General features: G+C 60.5%; 15 protein-coding genes and 1 riboswitch. Of the genes, 6 read left to right on the top strand and 9 right to left on the bottom strand.

Annotation, left to right across the window (positions count from 1 at the left end):
* Positions 1-43: 43 nt before the first annotated feature.
* A riboswitch (TPP riboswitch) is annotated at positions 44-149 on the bottom strand.
* A gap of 205 nt (positions 150-354) precedes the next feature.
* A complete protein-coding gene (locus SOP85_RS09080; RefSeq protein ID WP_323626738.1) occupies positions 355-1,788 on the top strand; it encodes a TolC family outer membrane protein in 1,434 nt (477 codons plus the stop codon).
* 85 nt (positions 1,789-1,873) lie between these two features.
* Here SOP85_RS09080 and waaA read toward each other — a convergent pair whose 3' ends face one another.
* Positions 1,874-3,151 (bottom strand): lipid IV(A) 3-deoxy-D-manno-octulosonic acid transferase, encoded by a 1,278-nt coding sequence (gene waaA / locus SOP85_RS09075; protein ID WP_323626737.1) that lies wholly within the window; start codon positions 3,149-3,151, stop codon positions 1,874-1,876.
* The gene (locus SOP85_RS09070) at positions 3,144-4,058 is read right to left on the bottom strand and encodes a LysR family transcriptional regulator (protein WP_323626736.1); all 915 of its coding nucleotides are present in this window, start codon (positions 4,056-4,058) and stop codon (positions 3,144-3,146) included. The genes waaA and SOP85_RS09070 overlap by 8 nt, the downstream gene beginning before the upstream one ends.
* Positions 4,059-4,161: 103 nt before the next feature.
* On the opposite strand from SOP85_RS09070, the gene SOP85_RS09065 reads away from it, so the two are divergent.
* From SOP85_RS09065 to SOP85_RS09045, 4 genes are all read left to right on the top strand, one after another.
* Entirely contained in the window at positions 4,162-4,494 is a 333-nt protein-coding gene (locus tag SOP85_RS09065; protein WP_008004867.1) for a DMT family transporter, read from the top strand.
* 181 nt (positions 4,495-4,675) lie between these two features.
* Positions 4,676-5,851 carry an NAD(P)/FAD-dependent oxidoreductase gene (locus SOP85_RS09055; RefSeq protein ID WP_323626735.1) on the top strand — a complete coding sequence of 392 codons (1,176 nt, stop codon included), beginning with the start codon at positions 4,676-4,678 and terminating at the stop codon, positions 5,849-5,851.
* The gene (locus SOP85_RS09050) at positions 5,848-6,660 is read left to right on the top strand and encodes an aldo/keto reductase (protein ID WP_274076018.1); all 813 of its coding nucleotides are present in this window, start codon (positions 5,848-5,850) and stop codon (positions 6,658-6,660) included. Before SOP85_RS09055 ends, SOP85_RS09050 begins: the two co-directional genes overlap by 4 nt.
* Before the next feature lie 33 nt (positions 6,661-6,693).
* The gene (locus tag SOP85_RS09045) at positions 6,694-7,662 is read left to right on the top strand and encodes a metal ABC transporter ATPase (RefSeq protein ID WP_274076019.1); all 969 of its coding nucleotides are present in this window, start codon (positions 6,694-6,696) and stop codon (positions 7,660-7,662) included.
* 69 nt (positions 7,663-7,731) lie between these two features.
* Here SOP85_RS09045 and hldE read toward each other — a convergent pair whose 3' ends face one another.
* The 3 genes from hldE to SOP85_RS09030 form a co-directional block, all read right to left on the bottom strand.
* Positions 7,732-9,156: a bifunctional D-glycero-beta-D-manno-heptose-7-phosphate kinase/D-glycero-beta-D-manno-heptose 1-phosphate adenylyltransferase HldE gene (hldE, locus tag SOP85_RS09040; protein WP_274076020.1), complete on the bottom strand. Its 1,425-nt coding sequence runs from the start codon at positions 9,154-9,156 to the stop codon at positions 7,732-7,734.
* Positions 9,157-9,355: 199 nt separating this feature from the next.
* A complete protein-coding gene (gene msbA, locus SOP85_RS09035; RefSeq protein ID WP_274076021.1) occupies positions 9,356-11,161 on the bottom strand; it encodes a lipid A export permease/ATP-binding protein MsbA in 1,806 nt (601 codons plus the stop codon).
* Positions 11,162-11,176: 15 nt separating this feature from the next.
* A complete protein-coding gene (locus SOP85_RS09030; RefSeq protein ID WP_323626734.1) occupies positions 11,177-12,349 on the bottom strand; it encodes an O-antigen ligase family protein in 1,173 nt (390 codons plus the stop codon).
* A 109-nt stretch (positions 12,350-12,458) separates the two neighbouring features.
* Between SOP85_RS09030 and SOP85_RS09025 the strand changes: the two genes are divergently transcribed.
* Entirely contained in the window at positions 12,459-13,064 is a 606-nt protein-coding gene (locus tag SOP85_RS09025) for a toluene tolerance protein (protein WP_323626756.1), read from the top strand.
* Here the strand turns inward: SOP85_RS09025 and SOP85_RS09020 are convergent.
* The 4 genes from SOP85_RS09020 to SOP85_RS09005 all read right to left on the bottom strand — a co-directional run bounded on the left by SOP85_RS09020 (position 13,059) and on the right by SOP85_RS09005 (position 17,461).
* Positions 13,059-14,153 carry a glycosyltransferase gene (locus tag SOP85_RS09020; protein ID WP_274076023.1) on the bottom strand — a complete coding sequence of 365 codons (1,095 nt, stop codon included), beginning with the start codon at positions 14,151-14,153 and terminating at the stop codon, positions 13,059-13,061. The genes SOP85_RS09025 and SOP85_RS09020 overlap by 6 nt on opposite strands.
* Before the next feature lie 48 nt (positions 14,154-14,201).
* Complete coding sequence (locus SOP85_RS09015) at positions 14,202-14,963, bottom strand: glycosyltransferase family 2 protein (protein WP_274076024.1); 762 nt, start codon at positions 14,961-14,963, stop codon at positions 14,202-14,204.
* A gap of 55 nt (positions 14,964-15,018) precedes the next feature.
* A complete protein-coding gene (locus SOP85_RS09010; RefSeq protein ID WP_323626733.1) occupies positions 15,019-15,975 on the bottom strand; it encodes a glycosyltransferase in 957 nt (318 codons plus the stop codon).
* 85 nt (positions 15,976-16,060) lie between these two features.
* Complete coding sequence (locus SOP85_RS09005; protein ID WP_323626731.1) at positions 16,061-17,461, bottom strand: PIG-L deacetylase family protein; 1,401 nt, start codon at positions 17,459-17,461, stop codon at positions 16,061-16,063.
* Position 17,462: the final 1 nt, after the last annotated feature.

Here is a 17,462-nt window from a genome sequence, read left to right as displayed (position 1 = left end):
TTGTCGAACAACATCCCGGACGAAGCACAAGAGGACTCGCCGGGTGACGAGAAATCTTGTTCCCTACGCAGGCGCTAACCTGATCAGGTTCAACGGGATCCGAAATTATTCGATCTCAGCCTCATAGCAAGGCACCCCGACAAGAACCCGGCCAGTCTAGACACAACTGGCAGAGAACGCCAACTCCGTTGCAAACACCGTGATGAATGGCGCAATTAGCGCGATCGCCAGGATTGTTGCCGCTTCAATGCACAACTACACTCGCTACGCCAAGCTGCGCATTGACGTTGCACAGGCAGCGCCTTAGCCTTGGCGCTCAAATTACTTGTGTAATATTTTTACTAGGGAACGCCTATGCTGCGCAAACTCTCACTGGCCCTTGCCGTGTCTTGTGCGTCCAATGGAATGGCCTGGGCAGCAGAAGCGCCCTTATCGACCAGGACCGATCTGGTCAGCGTCTACCAGGAAGCGGCGAACAACAACGCCGACCTCGCCGCCGCCATCGCCCAATATGGCGCCCAGAAGGAAGTCGTGCCCCAGGCCCGCGCCGGGTTGCTGCCCAACCTCTCCGGCGGTGCCGATGTTGCCAGCGTACGCACGGCGATCGATCAGCCTTCGGCCACGGCCAACCGTAATGCCCATTCGTACCAGGCGACCCTGGCGCAACCGCTGTTCCGCGCCGACCGCTGGTTCCAGTTCCAGGCCGCTAAGGACGTCAACGAACAGGCTGCGTTGCAGCTTTCCGCGACCCAGCAGAACCTGATCCTGCAGACGGCCGACAGTTACTTCAACGTGTTGCGCAGCCAGGACAACCTGGCCTCGACCAAGGCCGAGGAAGCCGCGTTCAAGCGTCAGCTCGACCAGTCCAACGAACGCTTCGATGTCGGTCTCTCGGACAAGACCGACGTACTGAACTCGCAAGCCAGCTACGACACCGCACGCGCCAACCGCATCGTTGCCCAGCGCCAGGTGGATGATGCCTTCGAAGCCTTGGTCACCCTGACCAACCGTCAGTACAACTCGATCCAGGGCATCAGCCACAACCTGCCGATCCTGCCGCCTGCGCCGAACGACGCCAAGGCCTGGGTCGAAACGGCGGCCAGGCAGAACCTCAATTTGCTGGCCAGCAACTACGCCGTCAGCGCCGCCGAGCAAACCGTCAAGCAGCGCAAGGCCGGTCATGCACCGACCCTCGACGCCGTGGCGCAATACCAGAAAGGCGACAACGATGCACTGGGTTTCAGCAACCCGAGCGCCTTCGGCCAACCGTACAAGGGCGACGTCGAGCAGACTTCGATTGGCCTGCAACTGAACATACCGATCTACAGCGGTGGCCTGATCAATTCCCAGGTGCGCCAATCCTATGCGCAACTGGACCAGACCGAGCAGCAACGCGAATCCCTGCGTCGACAAATCGTCGAAAACACCCGTGACCTGCACCGCGCGGTGAATACCGATGTCGAGCAGGTGCAGGCGCGCAAGCAATCGATCATCTCCAACCAGAGCGCGGTGGAAGCGACCGAAATCGGCTATCAGGTGGGCACGCGAAACATCGTCGACGTGCTGGATGCACAGCGCTCGCTCTACACGTCGGTGCGTGACTACAACAACACCCGCTACGACTACATCCTCGACAACCTGCGCTTGAAGCAGCAGGCCGGTACGTTGAACCCGGGGGACTTGCAGGATCTGGCACGCTGGCTCAATCCCAACTACAACCCGGACAAGGACTTCCTGCCGCCGGATCTGGCGAAGGCCGCGGCTGAGCAACTCAAGGCAAGGCCTTAAAAGCAAAAGATCGCAGCCTTCGGCAGCTCCTACATTGGAATGCATCCCCCTGTAGGAGCTGCCGCAGGCTGCGATCTTTTTGTTTCTAACGGTCGATCAACCGCCCCAACCCATCCAATAACCGCTGCAGCGCCCCCTGATTGGCGCGCATCACCTTCAACCCCGCTTCCGACATCCGCTGCGCATCGCGCGGCAATTCGAACAGGCGCTGCACCGCCACCGCCAGACCTTGCGCATCCTCAACCTCCTGCAACGCCCCGGCACTGCGCAACTGCGCTGCGATTTCAAGGAAGTTGAACAGATGAGGGCCGCTCAGCACTGGCTTGGAGAGTGCCGCCGGCTCAAGCAGGTTATGCCCGCCATTGGGCACCAGGCTACCGCCGACGAACGCGCTGTCAGCCAGGGCATAGAGAAACAGCAACTCGCCCATGGTGTCACCCAGCAGCACCGAAGTCTTTGCGGTTACGGGTTCGCCCGTGGAGCGACGGACTGTTTCGAACCCCTGCTGAAGGCACAATTCGAAAACCGGGTTAAAGCGCTCAGGATGGCGCGGCACCAGAATCAGCAAGGCATCGGGATGGCTCGCGAGCAACTGGCGATGGGCTGCCAGGACCACCTCGTCTTCGCCATCGTGGGTACTGGCGGCAATCCACACCGGGCGTTCCTGCGCCTGCCATTGCCCGCGCAACTCGGCGGCACGCTGCAACAGTTGCGGGTCGATGGTCAGGTCGAACTTGATCGAGCCGGTGACTTCGACGGTTTCCCCCCGCGCGCCCAACTCACGAAAACGCTGGGCCTCGGCTTCGGTCTGCACCGCAAACAGGCTCATCTCGGCGAGCATCGGAGCGGTCAGTTTTCTGAAGCGACCATAGCCCCTGGCCGAACGCTCGGACAGCCGCGCATTGGCCAGCGCCACGGGAATCCCGCGCTTGGCGCATTGATGGATATGGTTGGGCCAGAGTTCGGTTTCCATGATCACCGCCAGTTTTGGCTGGACCCGATCAAGAAAACGCTTGGCGGCGCACGGCAAGTCGTACGGCAGATAGCAGTGCTGGATGCGCGGCTCGTTGGCGAACAACGCCTGGATGCGCTCCGAACCGGTGGGGGTCATGCAGGTCACGGTGATCGGCAGCTGTGGATAACGTTGCAGCAAGGCGCGAATCATCGGCGCGGCGGCAATGCTTTCGCCTACGGACACCGCGTGCACCCAGATTCCTCCGGGTTTCATCGTCGGCATCCCGTAGGAGAAACGCTCGCCGATGCGCTTGGCATAGGCCGGCGCCTTGCGCGAGCGCAGCCACAGCCGAATCGCCACCAATGGCAGCCCCAGGTAAAACAGCACGGTGTAGAGAGTTCTATTCATGGCGGCGGAGTTTATCGGTTTTTTCACCGATCGCCTGCAGATGCACGGCAAAACGTTCCGCCAACCAGCGAGCCGCCGGACCCAGCGGCTCATCGCGCCGCCAGACCAGTTCCACCACCAGGGCCGGCGGGGTCCATTCGCTGACCAGTTCGACCATCAAATCCTGATACGCCGGGTACTGAACTACGTGCCGTGGCAGCCAGGCCCAGCCAAGACCGCGCACCAACCATTCAGCCATCACATAAAAGCTGTCGGCCCGCCAGACCTGCGGGCTGGCCGGTTCGCTGCCGGGGTAGACGCTGGACTGGGTGGACATCAGCAACTGGCGATGCTGCGCCAGTTCCTGGCAGTTCACTTCAGTCTTTGCCGCCAACGGATGCCCGACACCGCATACCGTGACCATCTCGACACTGCCCAGCACCCGCCGCTCCAGGGCTTCAGGAATTTGATCGTGGTAAAACAGCAACCCCAGATCGGCCCGACGCTCCACCAGTTTGCGCGCCACATCGCCTTGGGCAGCGCTGGTCAGCTGCACTTCAATGCTGGGAAATTTTTCCGCCAGGGCTTCGAAGCTTTCGATGATCGGCTGGTACGGCATCGCCTCATCCTGGGCCAGGCGCAGACGGGCCTCCTGGCCGCGCATCATCGCCAGCGCCCGGCCATTGAGACGCTCACATTGGCGCAGCACTTCCCGCGCCTCTTCCAGCAAGGCGTTGCCGGCCTCGGTGAGTTTCGGCTGGCGGCCGCTGCTGCGGTCGAACAGGCTCACGCCCAGGTCTTCCTCCAACAGCGCAATTGCACTACTGACCGCCGACTGGGCTTTGCGCTGGTCCCGTGCCACGGCAGAAAACGAGCGTTGCTCCGCCACGCCGATAAACAGGCGCAGTTGTTCAAGGTTCCATTGCATCGACAAACCCATCTTCATAACAGATAGGTAATGACTTTACCGCATCTGGAGAATCTCTAGAATGCCGAACTCAACAAGCAACACTTCATACGAGGATTGACCCATGACCGCTTACTACTACCTGGCCATTGCCATCTGCGCCGAAGTGATTGCCACTGTTTCGATGAAAGCGGTCAAAGGCTTCAGCACCCCGCTGCCGCTGCTGCTGGTGATCGTCGGCTACGGCATCGCCTTCTGGATGCTGACCCTGGTGGTGCGCAGCGTACCGGTGGGCGTGGCTTACGCGGTATGGGCCGGCATGGGCATCGTAATGGTCAGCGTCGCGGCGCTGTTTATCTACGGGCAGAAGCTGGATGTGCCGGCGATGCTGGGGATGGCTTTAATCGTCCTGGGTGTCGTGGTGATTCAGTTGTTCTCCAAAACCGCCGGACACTAAGACTCACGCACAATCCAATGTGGGAGCGGGCTTGCTCGCGAATGCGGTGTGTCATCCAGCATTGAAGCCGACTGACACGACGCCTTCGCGAGCAAGCCCGCTCCCACAATTGATCACCAACAAATCCACGCTTCTTCGAGTCTGTATACTGCGCCCTTGTCTTGAACACTGAGGTCGCCGCATGCCATCCGTTATTTCCACCGACGTTCTCATTGTCGGCGCTGGTGTCGCCGGCCTCTGGCTGAATGCGCGCCTGCGCCGCGAGGGTTTTTCGACCGTGCTGGTGGAAAGCGCCAGCCTCGGCGGCGGGCAGAGCGTGAAGTCCCAGGGCATCATCCATGGCGGAGCCAAATATGCTCTGCATGGCGCACTGACCGGCGCCTCGGAAGCCATTGCCGACATGCCGCGGCGCTGGCGTGAAGCCCTCGCTGGCGACGGCGAACTGGACCTGTCGGGCGTGCGTCTGCTGTCCGAGGCCCACTATCTCTGGTCACCGGGGACCATTGCCGGCAACCTCACCAGCTTCTTCGCCAGCAAGGCCGTGCGCGGTCGCGTCGATCAGGTCAAGGGCGACCACTTGCCACCGGCCCTGCAAGACAAACGCTTCAAGGGCAAAGTCTATCGCCTCGCGGAACTGGTGATCGATGTACCGAGCCTGATCCAGCGCCTGGCAGACCTCGCGGGCGACGGTCTGCTCGCCGGCCAGAAGATCGAACCGCTGCTGGAGGGTGGTGTGCTGGTCGGCCTCAAGGTGGATGAACGCGAGATCCGCGCCCAACGCATCGTCTTGAGCGCCGGTGGCGGAACGGCGGCGTTGCTCGAAGCGCTGGGGCTGACCCAGCCCGCGATGCAACGTCGCCCGCTGCACATGATCATCGCCAAAGGCCCAAGCCTCAAGCCGCTGTACGCCCATTGCCTGGGTGGCGGCACCAAACCGCGCATCACGGTGACCACGCACCCTGCGGCCGATGGCCAGTGGGTCTGGTACTTGGGCGGAGATATCGCCGAAGCCGAAGGCGTGGCCCGTGAGCCCGCCGAACAGATCGCCACTGCTCAGAAAGAGCTTGGCCAGTTACTGCCATGGATCGACCTCAGCACGGTGCAATGGGCAACCCTGCGCGTGGACCGTGCGGAGCCATTGCAATCAGGCCTGACCCGCCCCGACAACGCCTTTGTAGCCGAGGAAGGTCGCCTGCTGGTGGGCTGGCCAACCAAACTGGCACTGGCGCCGGACTTCGCCGACCGTGTGATCGCCAGCCTCGCCCGCAATGGCATTCAACCGGGCCCCGCCAGCGCATTGCCGCCGCTGCCAAAACCGCCGATGGGCGTCCCGGCCTGGGAGCAACTGCTGCCATGAGCCAACCGACTTTGCACGACCTTCACCGGCCCTTGGGCAGCACTGGCCTGACAGTATCGCCACTAGGCCTGGGCACGGTAAAACTCGGCCGCGATCAAGGGGTGAAGTACCCCAACGGTTTCCAGATTCCCGATGATGACGAAGCGCGCATGCTGCTCAAACTCGCGCGTGATATGGGCATCAACCTGATCGACACCGCGCCGGCCTATGGTCGCAGCGAAGAGCGCCTCGGCCCGCTGCTGCGAGGTCAGCGTCAGGATTGGGTGATCGTCAGCAAGGTCGGCGAAGAGTTTGCCGACGGGCAGTCCCGCCATGATTTCAGCGCCGCCCACACCCGCCTCTCGGTGGAGCGCAGCCTGCAACGCCTTGAAACTGATTTTATCGACCTGGTGCTGGTGCACTCCGACGGCAACGACCTGGCGATCCTCAACGACTGCGAAGTCTACGCAACCCTTGCCGCACTCAAGGCCGAAGGCAAGATTCGCGGCTTCGGCTTTTCCGGCAAAACCGTCGAAGGCGGCTTGAAGGCGCTGGAGCAAGGTGATTGCGCCATGGTCACCTACAATCTGAACGAGCAAAGCGAAAAGGCCGTGATTGACTATGCTGCTGCTCACGGCAAAGCCATTCTGGTCAAGAAAGCCCTCGCCAGCGGTCATGTGTGCCTGAGCCCAGGCGTGGACCCTGTGCGCGCCAGTTTCGAGTTGTTGTTCGAACATCCCGGCGTGGCCAGTGCTATTGTCGGAACGATCAACCCGCTGCACCTCGCCCATAACGTGGCGACCGTTGCCCAGGTCCTACGTAGCCACTGATGCCGCCCCACGCGGCCTAAAGCAGGAGCCGACATGCCGCGTACGCTCATTAGAAAGAACCCGAGCAACTTCAAGACCCTGCCGTTATTCGTCGAAGCGACTCCCGAAGGCCTGAGTTATCAGAGCGTCGGGAGGCCGCTGAATTTCTCCCAGATCCTGCAACGTCGGCGCCCGGTGACCGTCGCCGATACGCAACGCTTTTCCCTGGAATTGGCCAACCTCGGGGTTTCGGTTCGCCTGACACTGCATTGGCAGAATCGCGATTACTGGGTACTGGTGCGCCAACGGCGGCAGGACCGCGGCGACGTGGTGCTCAAGCTGATTTCCGGCTACGTGCCGGCCCATGAGCTGAACCTGCCGTTGCACACGGCCATCCAGGAAATTGCCGAGGAATGCCTGCTGGAAACCCCGGAAGGCTGGCTCGGCGGACGCTTCAACGACACCTGGCTACCCGCGCCCTACTCCAGCGCCCTGCACTACCGCGAAGCCCTGCCGTTTCGCCTATCGCCGCTGTCCGGCTCGGCACGTCCGGTACGTTGCGCCAACCTGCCATTGATCGAACGGCCACGGGCCTACGTGCACTTGCCGACCGCATCGCTGCAGTTGATCTACGACTTGCGCCTGGAGGTGCCCAAGGAAGCCAAGTCCCTGAGCCTGTTTCACGTCGACGAACGCCTGGAAGGCGATCAATTGGTCGCCCGCCTGGATCGCAAGCGTCCCGACCTGTACCTGATGCCTTTGCAGGATGGCCACCCCCTGGCCGAGCTCTACACCTTGAAAAAGGATCAATTGCACCCGGCGAGCACGCGTGGGCTGTACCTGGCCGAAAGTTTCGCCCGGCAGGAAGGCTGGCTGGTGAAAGATGAGCGGATTCGCTGGAAGGACTGGGTGCGTCAGCAGGGTTTGACGCCGCCGGGGAAGGCTTCGGGATTGGCGCGGTTGCGTGGCAAGGCCAGGCAACTGCTGAAAAAGATCGTACCGCGTAAAAAGGTCAACTCTTAAAAGCAAAAGATCGCAGCCTGCGGCAGCTCCTACAGGGTCACGTGCCGCAGGTTGCGATTTGTTTTGGGTTTATTCGGACTTGCGGATCTTCTCGACAATGGCGGTCGTTGAGCTGTTTTCCACCAGTCCCAGCACTTTCACGGTCCCGCCGTAAGCGGTCACGATGTCCGCACCGACCACTTGGTCAATCCCGTAGTCCCCACCCTTGACCAGCACGTCCGGCTTGACCTCGCGCAGCAGGTTCTCCGGTGTGCCCTCAGCGAAACTGATCACCCAATCGACCGCGCCCAGACCTGCAAGCACCGCCATGCGCCGGTCGACACTGTTGATCGGACGGCCGGGCCCTTTCAGGCGGCTGACCGACGCATCGTCGTTGACCGCGACGATCAGGCGATCGCCTTGCGCCCGCGCCTGCTCCAGGTACGTCACGTGCCCGGCATGCAGGATGTCGAAGCAGCCGTTGGTGAAGACGATCTTCTCTTTATGCGCACGCGCATCATCGACTGCCAGCAACAGCTGCTCCAGGCCCAACACGCCGCGCTCGGAGCCTTCTTCACGCTGGATAGCCCGACGCAGTTCCGGCGCGCTGATGGCCGCCGTACCAAGCTTGCCGACCACGATGCCGGCCGCCAGATTGGCCAGGCCCACCGCGTGCGGCAGCTCTTCACCCGCAGCAATCGCCGCTGCCAGGGTGGAAATCACCGTATCGCCAGCACCGGTCACGTCGAACACTTCACGGGCGCGTGCCGGCAGGTGCAATGCCGGATGATCAGGCCGCAGCAGGGTCATGCCGTGCTCACCACGGGTCACCAGCAAGGCGCCAAGGTCCAGGTCGTGCATCAGCTGCGCGCCTTTGCTGACCAATTCGTGCTCATCGGCGCAACCACCGACGATGGTTTCGAATTCGCTGAGGTTCGGCGTGATCAGGCTCGCTCCGCGATAAATGGAGAAATCCTTGCCCTTGGGATCGGCCAGCACCGGAATGCCACGGGCGCGGGCGGCCTGGATCAACACCTGATGGTTTTTCAGTGCGCCCTTGCCGTAGTCGGACAGCACCAGCACCTTGATGCCTTCGAGCAGTTCGTCGACTTGCACGGACAACGCCAGGGAGTCGGTGGCGAACGGTTCTTCGAAGTCGATTCGCAGCAGTTGCTGGTGACGACTCATGACCCGCAGTTTGACGATGGTCGGCTGGTGCGCGATGCGCTGGAACAACGCGCGCACACCGGCCCCCTTGAGGCTATTGACCAGGCTGTCGGCGGCTTCATCGTCGCCGGTGACGCCGACCAGCGAGGCTGGCGCGCCAAGGGCGGCAATGTTCAACGCAACGTTGGCGGCACCGCCCGGGCGGTCCTCGATGTGTTCGACCTTGACTACCGGTACTGGCGCCTCAGGGGAAATCCGTGAGGTACCACCATGCCAGTAACGGTCGAGCATGACATCGCCGACCACCAAGACAGGGGCTTGATCGAATCGCGGCATGGACAACTTCATGGAGCAACCCACATACAAAATGAACAGGGGCGCGATATTAACACAGGGTGGGCACAGGCTTGTGTGACGGCTGCAACGGGATCTTGCGCCAAGGCTTTTTGATCAATTATTGAGCAAGAATCGCGCATGGATTCACTCGAGCGGCGCATTGCACGCCGGCTGAGCATCAGGGTGAGCCAGGCTCACCCTGAAGTCGGTGTCAGGCGATGTCTTCGGCCGGCGTATCGAGCCCCATCGCATGCAGGCGCGAATAGTAGCCATTTTGCGCCAGCAATTGCGTGTGGGTGCCACGCTCGACGATTTCACCCTGATCCATCACCAGAATCAGGTCGGCCTTTTCGATAGTCGACAACCGGTGAGCGATGACCAGCGTGGTACGACCTTTCATGACTTGATCCAGGGCTGCCTGAATGTGCCGCTCGGACTCGGTATCGAGCGCCGAGGTGGCTTCGTCGAGAATCAGCAACGGGGCATTTTTCAGCAAGGCCCGGGCAATCGCCAGGCGCTGGCGCTGGCCGCCGGACAGCAGTACGCCGTTTTCCCCGACCTGGGTATCCAGGCCTTGCGGCATCTGCGCGATGAAGTCCATGGCATAGGCGTCCGCAGCAGCCTTTTCAATGTCTGCGCGAGGTGCGCCAGCCAGGTCACCGTAGGCGATATTGTTGGCGATAGTGTCGTTGAACAGGGTCACATGTTGTGTGACTTGTGCTACGTGCCGACGCAGGTTGCGCAGGCGGTAGTCTTCGATTTCGACATCATCGAGCAGGATCTCGCCGACTTCATGATGGTAGAAGCGCGGTATCAGGCTGGCGAGTGTCGACTTGCCGCTGCCAGAGCGACCAACCAGTGCGATCATTTGCCCTGGCGCCGCAGTGAAGCTGATGTTCTTCAGCACTTCACGCTCTGTCCCGGGATAGGTAAAGCTCAGGTTGCGCACTTCCAGGTAGCCATTGACGCGGTCGCGCTCAACGGTACCGTGGTCGACTTCCGGCTCGACGTCCAGTTGCTCGAAAATGCTTTCGGCACCGGCGACACCTTTCTGAATGGTCGAACTGACTTCCGACAGCTGCCGGATCGGCTTGGGCAGCAGACCCGCCGCCGTGATGTAGGCCACCAGGTCACCGGCGGTGGCATCACCGCGCAGGAACAGCACCAGGAACATCAGCACGGCCATGGCGGTGTAGATCACCAACTGCAACATCGGCGTGTAGACCGCCCCGGTCTTGGTCATGCGCAGTTGCTTGTCGGTATTGCCCTGGCTGGCTTCGGCAAAACGCCGCTCTTCATAGCTCTCGCCACCGAAGCTGCGCACCACGCGATAACCCTGGATGGTCTCGGACGCCACATGGGTCACATCGCCCATGGCCACCTGGATCTTCTTGCTCTGCTTGCGGAATTTCTTGCTGGTGTTACCCACCATGAGTGCAATCAGCGGCAGGATGGCCAGCATCACGATGGTCAGTTTCCAGTTCATCCACAGCAGGTAGGCAAACAGGAAGACCACGGTAAGGCCTTCGCGAATCACCACCTTGATTGCATCGGTAGCGGCACCGGTCACCATGGTCACGTTGAACGTGATGCGCGAGATCAGATGCCCGGAATTATGCGTATCGAAATAGCGGTTTGGCAGAACCAGCAACTTGTTGAACAACTCGACCCGCAGGTCATGCACCAGCCCCAGCGAAACCTTCGCCAGGTAATAGTTGCCAAGGAAGGAGCCCAGGCCTTGCCACGCCGCGATCAGGATGATCAGCAATGGCACGGCCATCAGCAGCTGCAAGTCCTTCAGATAAGGGACGTTGGGGAAGAGCACCGCTTCAGGATTGCTCAGGCCATCGACGAAATACTTGAGAATCCCCGCCAGCATCGGCTGTGTGGAGGCAAAGATCACGAAGCCCACGATACTCAGCAAGAAAAGGCCGAGATAAGGTTTTACATACCCCAACAGCCGAAAATAGATTTTCAGGCTGGAGTCCTGTCCCGCTTTGGGCGGTGCGTCACTCATCGTAGAGCTCACTGGTTAGGAAGAACGCGAAATTTTATCACAAGCGTCGGGATTGGCCCGCGCCCATACCAAAACACTGGCCAGGCCAATGGGTAACCAGCTGATAAACCATTCGGCCCTCGGTGTCCCGTTCAGGCTGGCGGCATCGAATTGCATCGCCAGGGTAGAGAACAACCAGATGCCGATGATTCCCTTGGCATAGAGCGTTTCCCGAACCTTCCAGGCCTCGCGCAGTACTGCGATCCAGGTCGCCACCCACAACAACAACCCTGGCAGGCCCAATTCGATGGCTACGTGGGTGAACAGGTTATGGGCGTGGTCAAAATGCTGCCCATCGGCGAACACATTGTAGTTACTGCCAAGGCCCAGGCCGCGCCATGGGTGTTCCGCGATCATTTGCAAACTGGCCATCAGGATCTGCGGGCGATAGGAAACACCGCGCGACAGGACCAGGGATTCGAAAAGCCAGAACGCCAGCATCGCGATGATCAATGCGAGCGCCGCGACGAGACGACTGCGTCGGTCACGGCACCAGACCGGCATGGCCAGTATCGTGAGAAACAGTGCCAGGGCCGCGCCGCGACTCTGGCTGAGCAGGACAAATATCCCCAGAACGCCCAATGCAAGGGCATAGACTACCTGCATCAAGCCCGTACGCGGTGTCCAGAGTACCAGCCACACGGCTGCCAGGCCGATGACGTAGCCGCCCAGGATCGGATGGGACAATTCGCCCAGCCCTTCCACGCGTGAAACCCAGACGTTGCCATGCATTCCATAAAATTTGACGATCGCCACCAGCGCCGTGACAGCCAGCCCTATACCTCCCCATTGCATGACGCGGATCACGCGCTCGGGTCGGGCATTGGCGAAAACCGGAAAGAACAACAGGAACACCACGATGTACAGCACGCGCTTGGCTGCGCGATCAGGATCAGGCGTGTTCGACCATGAAAGACTGAGCAGTGACCAGATCACCAGCCCCAGCAACGGCAGGTAGATCCAGCGCTGTTCATGGAACAATTCCCGAAGCCGGGCCCGTGCGGACCAGCAGAGCATGATTGCAGGCAACCAGAGAAACACCACCAAGCCTTGCTGATAGAGCTTGTTGGTAGGCGCAATGGCGATGGCCAACAAAAACCACAAAAGACCTACTGCCATCCATGCTTGCGCCCAACGAGTTTCTTGCATCAAATTGCTCCTGTAAGCGTTCACTCACCCAACCCGACATGGTTAAAGCTGAATTTTTTCGGCATCATTGCCCGCCATGGCGCCCCGTTCTTCCAAAAGGCTTTCTACGATGCAATGTTCCCGGCTCCCTCAAGCCACCCTGAATCAAATGATTGACGGCGCCAAAGTATTGGAGGCCGACAGTTACGGGCCAAAAGTCTACCTGTTGCAAGACGGGAATATCCTCAAACTGTTTCGTCGCAAGCGTATATTTTCATCCGCCTTGTTTCGGCCTTACTCGAAACGCTTCATCGACAATGCCGCCGAACTGCAGAAGCTCGGCGTGCCGACCTTGCAGGTCCTGCAGTATTACCGACTGCAGGCGCCCGGCATGACAGCCGTGCTGTACCAGCCGCTGCCAGGCCAGACCCTGCGCCAGATCGCCAGCAAGGACGGTTTCAACTGGCCGCAAGCCTTGCCTGAACTGGCCGGATTGATACGTCGACTGCATCAATCGGGGATCTACTTCCGCTCACTGCATCTGGGCAACATTGTGATCACGCCCGACAATCAAATGGGCCTGATCGATGTGGCTGACATGCGTTTCCTGCGAGCCCCTTTGCCTCGGCATCTGATCAAACGCAACCTGCAACACTTCGCGCGCTATATTGCACGCGAGAACCTGAACGACACCTTTCCGATGCAAGCATTGGAGCAGGCAGTGCTGCCCTCATGAGAGTAGTGCACGGGCGGTCTGGCTGAAGCTCAGCCAGGCTTGATCCGGCCCTAATGCCTGGAACTGATCAGCGGCGACCGCTGCGGCAGAGACGCTGAACGCTCGCAAGATCGCGTCGCGCCAGGCGTTCACATCATCAACCGGGGCGTACCAGCCACTATCGGCCAGCTGTTCGCGAAATACCGCCAGGTCACTGGACAGTACCGGAACCCCCGCCATGACCGCCTCCTGCATGATCAGCCCCAGACCTTCCTCCCGCGACGGGATCGCGACCCAGTCGAACGCACGATAAAGACGCGCCGCATCATCAAGATGGCCCGGCAGCAAGACTTGCCCATGCAGCCCCAGCTCATCAATACGAGCCTGCAGCGAGGCGCGGGTGCTGCCTTCCCCGACAATCACCAATTTCAGGTCGGGGCGCTCCCGCAATGCCGCCGCAAAAGCATCAAGCAGGCAGCCGAAGCCCTTTTCCGAAACCAGGCGCCCCACCGCTCCCAATACCGGCCCACCGTCCGCAGGCAAGCCCAACCGGGTCCGCGCCTCTTCCCGAGGAAGCAAAGCGCAACAGAAGGCGGCAGGCTCAAAGGCACTGCGCAAGGTCATGACCGGTATTTGCAAGTCACTGCTCAGTGAGGCTGCGAGGGTGTTCGACACTGCAGCCAAGGCCAGCTGGGAAGCCGGGAGCTGTTGAAAGAGCACTCGATCACCCGCATGCAGCCGAGTCGCCCCATGAAAGATGACCACGACGCGGATATGCGGCAAGGACTTGAGTATCGGTAACAGCGTGCGCGCTACGCCCAATCCGTCGAGCAACAACAGTCGTGCGTCGCTGTCCTGGAGGGCGCGGTGAAAGCGGGCTCGCATCCAGGGTTTGGTCAATCGCCAGAAATGCCGCCCTTTCAATCGGGCAGAAGACAGTCCCCACTCGCGTATCTCACCGACGTCCACTCCGCATTCGGCGGCGTCTCCCTGGAGCAACCAGGTTTTCACCGGGGCCGAGGGCAAGGCTTGAGACAGTATCTGCTGATGCACCTTGTGGATCGAGGCAAACGGAGCACCACCTGCCCACATCACGTTGAGAATACTCATAGGGCAAGCAGCCAATACAAAAGGTTATGGGGATAAGCTGCGGTGTCGCTACTTGATGGACCAGCCAATGCAGACTCCCAACAACAAAAACAAAACGAACTTGACCTGTTCGCGCCGGCTGCGACGCGCCTTGCGCTGTCGCTCTACAGGCGTTTGCACGTGCAGGCCAAACCCGGTGTGCATGACTGCGTCCGCTTCAAGCGTCAGGGCAGTCAGGTTCAACTGTGCGTATCGCTGTGACAGCGCTTTCTCGCCAGCGTGCCCGGAAAAAGGCGCGCACAATCGATATTCCTTGACCCGTCGCAGGCCTGGGTTCAGCGAGAACCCCTGCCACTCCGGCTTGTCGGAAATCAATGGATGGCAAGCCACTCCACCGACGACTTCACGCGGCCCCAGATGAATGTAGGGGCTGTGAACCCGCAGATCATGAGTATAGCTACGCAACCATACTTGCAGGATTTCCGGGCGAGATTGGAGAACGGTCATGGAGTCCTCCACAAACCCTGGGCGGTAGAATTCCCAGTCATCCTCGCAATGGAAGATATAGCTCGTGCTGACGTGTTCGTACGCCAGGTCGATCGACGCCAGCTGACCCAGCTTGGGTCGATTGACGAAGACCGTACAGTGATCCTTCCAGTGGGCTGGAATCACCGCGTGTACCTCTGCGTCACCTGCATCCTCGGTGATGAACACTTCGCGGATGGGCGCCGTATTGAATCGATCGAAGCTCTCGAGGGTGGTCTTGAGCAGGTCCAGGCGACCACAGCTTGTGACCACCAGCGTGATGTCACTCTCGTGGGAAAAATGCACGGTTGTCTCAACAAAGTAGAAGTGGCCAGCAATATCAATGGCTGGCCAACGCTTGTCAAACACCCAAATTGAGTCGAATTCTTTCCAACAGACTCAACGGCGCGCGAGGGTGCAGTGCAGGCTCAAGTTCTTCGACGATACGTTGGCCGATGCGGGCAAAGCTGAATTGGTTGACCGCCAACTCCCGACCATTGCGAGCGATGCTCTGCGCCAGTTGCGGTTCGCTGCGCAGTCTGGCCAGTTTCTCCTGAAGCTGCGCAATGTCCTGGTAGAACACCACGTTGTGCATGTCCTGCAAACCCAGCGCCTGGTTTTCCGCTGCGCCCTGATCATAGGCCAGCAAGACACAGCCACAGGCCATGGCCTCGAAATTCTTGATCATGAACTCGCCCATGCCGACGTCGGCACTGACGAAAAAGCGAATGCGGTTGAGCGTATCGCGGTACTCCTCGCCGGATTTGGTGCGAGTCACCACCAAAGGCTCGACGCGACCCAGTTCATCGAGCAAGGCCTTGCGACCGCTGTAGGCGACGCTGTTGGTACTGCCGACGAACGCCAGCTCGATATCCCGCTCGCGCCCCTGATCCGCAAGTTGCGTCTGGTCATAGCCCTTGGGCACGAACACCGCATCGAAACCCTCTGCACGCAGGCGCTCGGTGACAACGAAGCCGGAACTGATGACCCGCGCCCAGGGCAGGCGACGGTAGTGCGCGCTGAACTTGCCGGTGTACTTGCAAGGAATGTAGTTCTGGTAAGCATCGTGTTCGAGAATGACCAGGTTGGGAATCGTGCGGATAAATCCGACCTGGCGGATCTCCTGCTTGAAACGCAGGAAAAACACGATCCGGTCGTAACGGGACACATCGACTTCACGCCGGAAATAACTGCGCAGGTTGCGCTGTTCCTTGCTGCTCAACCACCGCAAGTCGCACTCGCAATGAGCCGCGACCCCGTCGTACAGACGGTCCAGAATGGCCCGCTGATCTTTCTGCACCAGAAATAGAACTTTCATCGTCTTCCTTGCCACAACAGGCAAATGGAGCAACACCTGAATCCGAACCTGCCGCCAGGCAGCCGACCTTCAGGCCCATGACACCTTACAAACGCCAAAACAGTTCCTGGCGTCGCACAGCCTTGCGAAAAAATTCATTTTCGCCGTATGGCGAACCGCCCCGCCCCGCGAGCAACCGCTGCAAACCACGCCGCAGGCGACGCTTGAAGGGAGCCGGTGGCTGCAGGTCGTGCATCATTGCCAATGCCATGGCCTTGTCACGCTGCTGCGCCAGGGAAAGCTGCAGACACCAGGGATGCATCTGCTGGCCCGGATCGAACACAGGAGGAAGGGCAATACCGGCTCCGGTGTCACCCATGGGCCAGCGATCGTTGTCGTGCAGGTGATTGGCATACCCCAACAGCGTCGGCTGCCAATCAAGACCCTTTAGCGCTTCGAGCACCGCGGCCTGCGCGCAAATGTGATCGGGATGGGGGTCGAGGGTCGGGTGCGGCAACACGATCACCTCAGGCCGAGCCCGCAGCAGCAGGGCTTGCAGATCCGCCAGCAGGTTGTTCCAGGTGGGCGCGCCATCGACATCGCCCGGCAGGCCAAACGGGTTCAACTGACGAAACAACCGGGTGTCGTCCAAATCCGCTTCCCGCGAGCCTATCGGCTTGGCGGGCGATGCCTGCATGGCCGCCAGTTGCAGGCAGAAATAGCCCAACTGCACGCAATGGGCTTGCGGTACACCGGCCCAGCGCGGCACGGCGATGCTGTCCCAGGCGCGCAACCGGCCTTTGAGGCGCGCCGCCTCGACCTTGTCCATGCCCATGCGCTGATAATGTTCGGCTTCGATTTCACCGGCGGTGAGCGTCACGATCCAGGTCTCGTCCGCCTGGCTGTACAAACCGTAGGCCGCCAGCTCGGCATCATCGGCGTGCGGGGCGATGACCATCACCCGTTGCCGGCGAAAGTCCGGATGCTCGAATGCCCACAGGACCGGCTCGCCCACCAGCCGGCAGAAACGCCCGCGCAGACGCAACTCACCACGCGACAGCACCTGAGCCTGGCCACTGAGATTGAGGTAACGCAGGCCGTTCACACCCCGCTCGAAGGTCTGCCGGTCCGGGTTATCGCCACCCAACAACTCGACCATAGGATCGAAGAAGCGTCCCAGCCACGTGCTTTTTACCTTCAGGGCCAGCACCAGCGTCGCGTCGTCGACCAGCATGACACCCTCGTCCAGGCGCAGATGCTCCCCGTTCAGGTGCACCTTGGGCTGCGGGGTGTAGGGAGGAAAAGTGTATTGATAGTGGTCGTTCGGCGAATAGAACAGGTGATCGGCAAACCAGGCTTCGTGGACCACCCAGCCCACCACCGCCAGCACCAGCGGCAACCACCACGCCACCAGGATGCCGCAAAGGATCAACAGCACCAGTGCGACCAGCAGACCGATGCGTTTGTTGCGCCGGTGGCGCTTGAGCAATTGCTGTTTGCGGTTCATG

It is taken from the genome of Pseudomonas sp. YuFO20 (assembly GCF_035064975.1).
Lineage (GTDB): Bacteria > Pseudomonadota > Gammaproteobacteria > Pseudomonadales > Pseudomonadaceae > Aquipseudomonas > Aquipseudomonas putida_AE.
The sequence above is the reverse complement of the archived record's forward strand: the minus strand, read 5'-3'. Positions and strand labels throughout refer to the sequence as shown.

Bases quoted from the DNA above. Each gene is read 5' to 3' on its own strand.
- SOP85_RS09045 (WP_274076019.1), top strand. From the start codon at position 6,694: ATGCCGCGTACGCTCATTAGAAAGAACCCGAGCAACTTCAAGACCCTG.
- SOP85_RS09005 (WP_323626731.1), bottom strand. From the start codon at position 17,461: ATGAACCGCAAACAGCAATTGCTCAAGCGCCACCGGCGCAACAAACGC.
- msbA (WP_274076021.1), bottom strand. From the start codon at position 11,161: ATGAGTGACGCACCGCCCAAAGCGGGACAGGACTCCAGCCTGAAAATC.
- SOP85_RS09055 (WP_323626735.1), top strand. From the start codon at position 4,676: ATGCCATCCGTTATTTCCACCGACGTTCTCATTGTCGGCGCTGGTGTC.
- SOP85_RS09010 (WP_323626733.1), bottom strand. From the start codon at position 15,975: ATGAAAGTTCTATTTCTGGTGCAGAAAGATCAGCGGGCCATTCTGGAC.
- SOP85_RS09020 (WP_274076023.1), bottom strand. From the start codon at position 14,153: ATGAGTATTCTCAACGTGATGTGGGCAGGTGGTGCTCCGTTTGCCTCG.
- SOP85_RS09030 (WP_323626734.1), bottom strand. From the start codon at position 12,349: ATGCAAGAAACTCGTTGGGCGCAAGCATGGATGGCAGTAGGTCTTTTG.
- SOP85_RS09025 (WP_323626756.1), top strand. From the start codon at position 12,459: ATGCAATGTTCCCGGCTCCCTCAAGCCACCCTGAATCAAATGATTGAC.
- SOP85_RS09050 (WP_274076018.1), top strand. From the start codon at position 5,848: ATGAGCCAACCGACTTTGCACGACCTTCACCGGCCCTTGGGCAGCACT.
- SOP85_RS09080 (WP_323626738.1), top strand. From the start codon at position 355: ATGCTGCGCAAACTCTCACTGGCCCTTGCCGTGTCTTGTGCGTCCAAT.
- hldE (WP_274076020.1), bottom strand. From the start codon at position 9,156: ATGAAGTTGTCCATGCCGCGATTCGATCAAGCCCCTGTCTTGGTGGTC.
- SOP85_RS09070 (WP_323626736.1), bottom strand. From the start codon at position 4,058: ATGCAATGGAACCTTGAACAACTGCGCCTGTTTATCGGCGTGGCGGAG.
- SOP85_RS09065 (WP_008004867.1), top strand. From the start codon at position 4,162: ATGACCGCTTACTACTACCTGGCCATTGCCATCTGCGCCGAAGTGATT.
- waaA (WP_323626737.1), bottom strand. From the start codon at position 3,151: ATGAATAGAACTCTCTACACCGTGCTGTTTTACCTGGGGCTGCCATTG.